Annotated in this window: 5 protein-coding genes; 4 read left to right on the top strand and 1 reads right to left on the bottom strand. The window is 40.3% G+C overall.

Annotation, left to right across the window (positions count from 1 at the left end; translation table 11 throughout):
- The 4 genes from HWQ44_RS20235 to HWQ44_RS20220 all read left to right on the top strand — a co-directional run.
- The coding region (locus tag HWQ44_RS20235) for a tetratricopeptide repeat protein (protein ID WP_292722229.1) at nucleotides 1-841 on the top strand (841 nt) is incomplete at its 5' end.
- A 258-nt stretch (nucleotides 842-1,099) separates the two neighbouring features.
- Nucleotides 1,100-1,495: a hypothetical protein gene (locus HWQ44_RS20230; RefSeq protein WP_292722227.1), complete on the top strand. Its 396-nt coding sequence runs from the start codon at nucleotides 1,100-1,102 to the stop codon at nucleotides 1,493-1,495.
- Between the two features lie 676 nt (nucleotides 1,496-2,171).
- Complete coding sequence (locus tag HWQ44_RS20225; protein WP_292722224.1) at nucleotides 2,172-2,534, top strand: NINE protein; 363 nt, start codon at nucleotides 2,172-2,174, stop codon at nucleotides 2,532-2,534.
- A gap of 21 nt (nucleotides 2,535-2,555) precedes the next feature.
- Complete coding sequence (locus tag HWQ44_RS20220; RefSeq protein ID WP_292722223.1) at nucleotides 2,556-3,260, top strand: helix-hairpin-helix domain-containing protein; 705 nt, start codon at nucleotides 2,556-2,558, stop codon at nucleotides 3,258-3,260.
- A 162-nt stretch (nucleotides 3,261-3,422) separates the two neighbouring features.
- On the opposite strand, the gene HWQ44_RS20215 is transcribed toward HWQ44_RS20220, so the two are convergent.
- A complete protein-coding gene (locus tag HWQ44_RS20215) occupies nucleotides 3,423-6,071 on the bottom strand; it encodes an ATP-binding protein (RefSeq protein WP_292722220.1) in 2,649 nt (882 codons plus the stop codon).
- Between the last annotated feature and the right edge of the window lie 345 nt (nucleotides 6,072-6,416).

The following is a 6,416-nucleotide window of genomic DNA, read 5'->3' as shown; positions in this document are numbered from 1 at the left end:
ACGCACCGAAGCCTTAGAGCGCTACGAAGCTGCATTGGCATTCTACCGCGACATAGGCGATCGCTTGGGTGAAGCTAATACATTAATAGCAATCGGCGATGTCTTGCAGTTCCTAGACCGACGCACCGAAGCCTTAGAGCGCTACGAAGCTGCATTGGCATTCTACCGCGACATAGGCGATCGCTTGGGTGAAGCTAATACATTAAGAGCAATCGGCAATGTCTTGCAGTTCCTAGACCAACGCACCGAAGCCTTAGAGCGCTACGAAGCTGCATTGGCATTCTACCGCGACATAGGCGATCGCTTGGGTGAAGCTAATACATTAAGAGCAATCGGCAATGTCTTGCAGTTCCTAGACCAACGCACCGAAGCCTTAGAGCGCTACGAAGCTGCATTGGCATTCTACCGCAACATAGGTTCTCGCTTGGGTAAAGCTAATACATTAAGAGCAATCGGCGATGTCTTGCAGTTCCTAGACCGATGCACCGAAGCCTTAGAGCTATACGAAGCTGCATTGGCATTCTACCGCGACATTGGCGATCGCTTGGGTGAAGCTAATACATTACAAGCAATCGGCATCTTGCAAGAAAATTTAACTTTGGGTTTAGAGTATTGTCAGGCAGCGTTAGAACTGTATACCCAAATTGGTGACAAGTATAGCCAAAGCGGTAATTTAATTTACTTTACATCTAAAATTCTCTTAAAACTGGGACGGCAAAAAGAGGCTGTAGATGCGCTCAATCGCGCTATTGAGCTTTCTAGAGAGATTCCCTATCAAATCTTTGTAGAAAATGCGACAGCCAAACTCCAAGAAATCCAAGAAAATCACGAGTTTGATTAACAAAATCACGAGTTTGATTAACAAAATCACGAGTTTCATTAACAAAATCACGAGTTTGATTAACAAAATCACGATTTTCATTAACAAAATCACGATTTTCATTAACAAAATCACGATTTTCATTGACAAACTCATGATTTTTGCGTTAAATACTGAATTAGTCGTTATATTAAATACTAATTTTTGAGGACTTTACTGAGCTAAGATCCAGCTTTAGTGAGGCAAACTAGCTCTAAAGCAGATAAAAAGGATATATTTATGTCGCGTCAAAAACGTACATACCGCGTTCTAGAAAAAGCTGAATTCAGAACGGCGGGACTTAAAGCCATCGATCCGACTATGGATTTTGGGGATGGGCGCAACTTAGAAAGCATGACACAACTAATTGAGCAATACCGTACCAAGATAGATGCTTATAATACTGCTCTAGCCGTGATTGACTCTTCTAAAACTGAGATGGACGAATTGGACAGGAATTTAAGCGATCTAACTGAGAAAATGCTCCTGGGAGTTGCCTTTAAGTACGGCAAAGATAGCCGTGAATATGAAATGGCAGGTGGTGTTCGCAAAAGCGATCGCATCCGTAAAAGCACAGCAACCCGCTTGAGAGCAACCACAGAGGAAGCAACCACTAAGAGTGCTAAAACTGCATAAAAAGCGCCCTCAGACTCAACTCTAGGCTACTGAGACAAAGCCTGTTTTTAGCAAGCTTTTAGGCATGAATAAGAGTTATACAAGCTAGAACAATAACTGCTAATCGCTCTCATATTTGAATTTTGCATCGTTCTGTTGTCTAGAACAGCAATGAAGGCAAAACTTCAGTGATTCTTCTGCTTTGTACTTTACTTTAGTCATCAGGAACTTTACGTAACTCTATTGATGTAACTATAAGTAAAGTCGGTAAAATTCGTGAGGTTTAACAGATATAAATTAACTAAAATTAGCTTTAAATAGCAGTCAATATCTGTTAACCAAAACAAATTTGTAATAACCGCTCGATTGTTTATAAGCAATTATTGCTCAACATAACTTTATCTACTGATGAGCAACTTGAATAACCAAAGACTAAAACTTAAACTTCATCAGTTGCGCTTAGTTCCATATCTAGCAATTGGTTCTCTGATTTTTTATTTCAATTCCAATCTAGATTTAAACTACATAGTTAAAGGATATTTAGTCTTAATGGAATCTCAGCTATGTATAATCATTATTTATTTGTTGACAGTAAAATTCGCTAACAAACCTCATAAATAATCAGGGAAGGACAAACCTTTTGCTTGTATTGTATGCCAATAGATATTTATTAGATTTAATTAAGGAAGGAAATGCCATGAGGACTAAATCTACAGCAATTATACTTTGCTTTTTTGGCGGGTGGCTGGGAATTCATAAATTTTATTTAGGACAAAATGTAGCAGGTATTTTATACTTATTGTTTTTCTGGACTTGTATTCCATCTTTAATAGCCTTTGTTGAATTCTTCGTGCTAGTTTTAATGTCAGACACCGAATTCAATACAAATTATAATCAATTGATAGCAAGCACAAGTGGAGCAGTATCTGCCAAAGGTGGAGCAGTATCTGCTAAAGATGCAACCAGTGCGTTAGCTGATTTAAAAGGCCTTTTTGATTCTGGGATAATTACCGCAGAAGAGTATGAAGAAAAGCGGCAAAACCTTCTGAAATCTTTGTAAATTAAAAATATTAGTCGATTTATGATGTCACAATCTAAATCTTGGTTTCAACAAACTCCTGCTTGGGTGTGGTTATCATTAATTCCGACGTTAGGGGGATTTGCTATTGCTTATGCAGGTTATAAATCCAAGACTAAAACTTGGATAGGAATAGGAATTATCATCCCTACTTTAGCTTTAGCTTTATCCGCAAATAGTTTAGCATTTGTCATCTGGATAGCTCAAATTGGCGTTGCCTTTTACCTTAAAAAAGCTTTTTTAGTCAAAATGTATCCCAAGAATTTACCAGTTCCCGAAGAACAAGAGCTAGCAAACTTAGTTGCAACTACTCGTGACAAAGTAGATATTAATGAATGCTCAAAACATGAACTGGTTAATTATTTAGGGCTACCGATAGTTTATGCAAATAATATCGAATCCTTGATGAATGAGGGATATGTTTTCACTCATGTAGAAGAGTTAATCGAAATAGCGGGAATTCCCGAAAAGCAGGTAACTCGAATTACACCACTGATTACTTTTGGCTACAACTACAGAAAAGAAGCTGATTTTTCTTGGAAACGATTAAACACATATTCAACTGATGAATTGATTACCTGTGGATTGGATGGAGCGATCGCAGAACAAATTGTTGCCGAAAGGCAGCAACGAGGTGAGTATAAATCATTGATTGATGTAAAGCAGCGGACTGGATTACCATTTACTACTTATCGCCACATAGCTTAGAGGTTGTTTTAAAAGTATTTAATTGTGATTTTAGGCACTTGTTGATCCCCCCTAACCCCCCTTAAAAAGGGGGGAACTGGAATCAAAGTCCCCCTTAAAAAGGGGGATTTAGGGGGATCTAAAACTTTTTGCTACCGATAGGAGGACTTTTCCAACATTCTCTTAGACTCTCCATTCCTCCGCTTTTTTCCAAGGAAGTTTGACTGTAAATCGACTACCTTTGCCTAACTGACTTTCAGCATGGACAGTCCCACCGTGCAACTCAACAATTTTTTGCACCATCACTAATCCTAAACCAGTGCCTGGAGAACGATTGGTAGAGGCGTTTTCAACCTGCACAAAAGGTTGAAATAATTTGAAAAGGTCATCGGAAAGCATACCAATACCTGTATCTACTACGCTGAAAAAGATATATTCATTTGTAGAAGTTGGCTGGACTTCAATCCAGACTTCACCTCCTTCTTTAGTAAACTTGATAGCGTTAGTCAACAAGTTGATAAATACTTGGCAAATCCGGCGTTCATCAACTTGGATGAGTTCAAGTTCTTCAGGTACTTCTGCCCTCAACCGAATATTTTTCTGGAACGCCAGATGTTTGACAGAACTCAAACTGAAGTCACATATTCCCTGAATCGAAGTAGCAGCTAGTTGCAGTTCTATTTTGCTGGATTCGGTGCGGGTAAGATCAAGGATTTGGTTAATCAATTCTAGTAGGTTCTTACCGCTGGATTCGAGCATAGTTAGGGACTGGCGCTGTTCTTCACTCACAGGGCCGTATACTTCATCTTGGAGTGCCTCTGTGATTCCCAAAATAGAGTTTAAGGGAGTCCTCAGTTCATGGCTGATATTTCCTAAAAAGGTGCTTTTGGCACGATTTGCCACTTCGGCAGCTTCTTTAGCCTCACGCAGAGCGGATTCTGCACGTTTGCGATCGCACACTTCTAAAGTCAGGGCGACAAATTCCGCAATTGAGCTAACGAAGTTTTCTTCACTCAGTTCCCATCTCCGGGGAATATCAACCTGTTCATACAATACTGTTCCCACCACCTCACCCCCAACCCAAAGGTCAGTATTAATTAGGGATACAATATTTTTTGGTTTTAGTAGTTCATTCCATAATTCTTGTACTCGCGGATCGGTGCGAGTGTCGGTGACTGTGATAGTACGGGCAGATGCCAAAGCTCTAAAGTAGATGGGATAATCTGCAAGGTTGCGTTCTAGACTAGCCGAATGTCTTTGCTTGTTCCGTTCATAGAGATTTATACATTGTAGTTTGGTGCGATTGCTATTGAATAACCACACACTTACTCGCTCTACTTCTAAGGCATTGGCTGCTTTTTCTGTGATGACTTTGAATGCTGTTTCTAGATTTCCTTCAAAAACCGCTTTGTGATTTGCCAGTTCTGCCAATACTTGACTATGCTGGCTCAGTTTTTGCTCATTATTAATGCGTTCTTTAATCTCTTGCTGTAATTCTTGAGTTTGCTGCTTGACTTGCAGTTCTAAATCTTCATTTTTGGTAATCAGTGCAGTAAAGGTTTTGCGTAACTGCTGCGCCATCTCGTTCAAAGATCCACCCAGCACCTCCATTTCCTTGATGCCCTGTATGATCACCACTGAGTCTTTATCATTGGGAAAATCGGCTAAATCTTTTGTTGCCCTGCTGAAGTACAAAATGGGCTGAGTTATCCAACGGGCGGTGATAATACCCAGTAGAGTCGCTAGTCCTAATGCTCCCAGACCAAGAAAAATTGTAATTTGAGTGTTGCGATCAATTTGTCCCATAAAGTCTGCTTCTGGGACAGCTACTACTATTAACCAATTGATATTTGGTTCGCCCTGTAACGGTCTAACTTCTAAAAATTGTCGTTTGCCATCAAAGGAGAAATCTAGTTGCTGTAAACTTTGAATTTGGTCAAAGTTACTAAATTTAGTTGCTAAATATTTAGCGGTTGCTTGAGTCAAAGAATTGCTACTCTGGGAAGCTGCCAACCGAATGGGTTTACCATTTTGGAAGCGGAATGGTTCTTCAGTTGTGGAACTTGCGACTAATAGCCCCGATGGCTCGATAATAAAAATTTGCCCAGACTTGCCAACTTTAATATTTTGCAGCAAATCTCCAATTTGTGATACATGAGTTTGAGTGCTGTTAACTCCGAGTAATTCACCTTGGGAGTTATAAATGGGTTGAGATGCACTAATCAGGAGCGTTGGTTCAGTGCGGGGTGTAAAAATCTGACTAAAGCTGAATTTTTTGGCGGTAACCGCTGTTTGATAATCAGGACGCGATCGCGGATCATAGTTTTTGATCACCTCTGGTAGTTGGGTACGTTGACCTTGAGGGTCAATTCTGTAGGTGTAGAGGTCGTACCCTGTTGACTTTCCGGCTTTTCTGAGCAAAAATTGGCGATCGTTGAGCTTCTCCACCGTTAGATGTTCTTGCTGTTCATTGCTTGCAGTTATTGCCAACGCATCTGGAAAAATCTTTAACTGCTCTATTAAATATGACTCCCAAGTTGCAAGATTCTCAATCTTCAGCAACCCCATATTCATAACATTTTGATTACCGCCAAGTACCTGACGCGGAGTTGACAGATAACTCTGTAAATTCTGCTCGACTCGATTGGCAACTTCAAGACGCAATTCGCTAGCTACCTCATTGACTGCTTTTTGCCCATTGCGGATTGATAAATATGCAGTCAATCCCACAGCTAGCAAGATTTGCAGCATAAACAATACTACCAGGATGCGACTTAGAGGTACGCCTTTAAACAGGGAAAAAACACCACCTTGCCCAGTATTTTTGTTCATCTGCCCACTCTCCCTGCTCCCCCTTCCTGTCCTGTAGTACTGAGTACAACACCTGGACTTAGCTTTCCTGGGGCTTATGCATAATTTGTACTCGGTCGGATCAAGTGCCAATATACCACTTCTGGCAAAAGAACAAAATGTTACTTAACTGCACTTGTAGATTTTACCAACCAAAATATAGCGATTCTCGTTTGTATGCAATCCACTCGGAATCTCTGTTTTAAAAGACTATAGCGGTTCCCATTCAGATGCGGTACAAAATTATATCGCCAGTTGTAGGGGCACGGCAGTGCCTATTGGTGTCAACTTAAGCTAGAAATAGCATACTGATTGGGTGTTGTTCAC

Origin of the sequence: Nostoc sp. JL34 (genome assembly GCF_017114945.1) — a bacterium.
Lineage (GTDB): Bacteria > Cyanobacteriota > Cyanobacteriia > Cyanobacteriales > Nostocaceae > Nostoc.
The sequence above is the reverse complement of the archived record's forward strand: the minus strand, read 5'-3'. Positions and strand labels throughout refer to the sequence as shown.

What these genes read in the sequence shown, in the direction of transcription:
- HWQ44_RS20225 (WP_292722224.1), top strand. Translation starts at nt 2,172, where the DNA reads ATGAGGACTAAATCTACAGCAATTATACTTTGCTTTTTTGGCGGGTGG.
- HWQ44_RS20215 (WP_292722220.1), bottom strand. Translation starts at nt 6,071, where the DNA reads ATGAACAAAAATACTGGGCAAGGTGGTGTTTTTTCCCTGTTTAAAGGC.
- HWQ44_RS20220 (WP_292722223.1), top strand. Translation starts at nt 2,556, where the DNA reads ATGATGTCACAATCTAAATCTTGGTTTCAACAAACTCCTGCTTGGGTG.
- HWQ44_RS20230 (WP_292722227.1), top strand. Translation starts at nt 1,100, where the DNA reads ATGTCGCGTCAAAAACGTACATACCGCGTTCTAGAAAAAGCTGAATTC.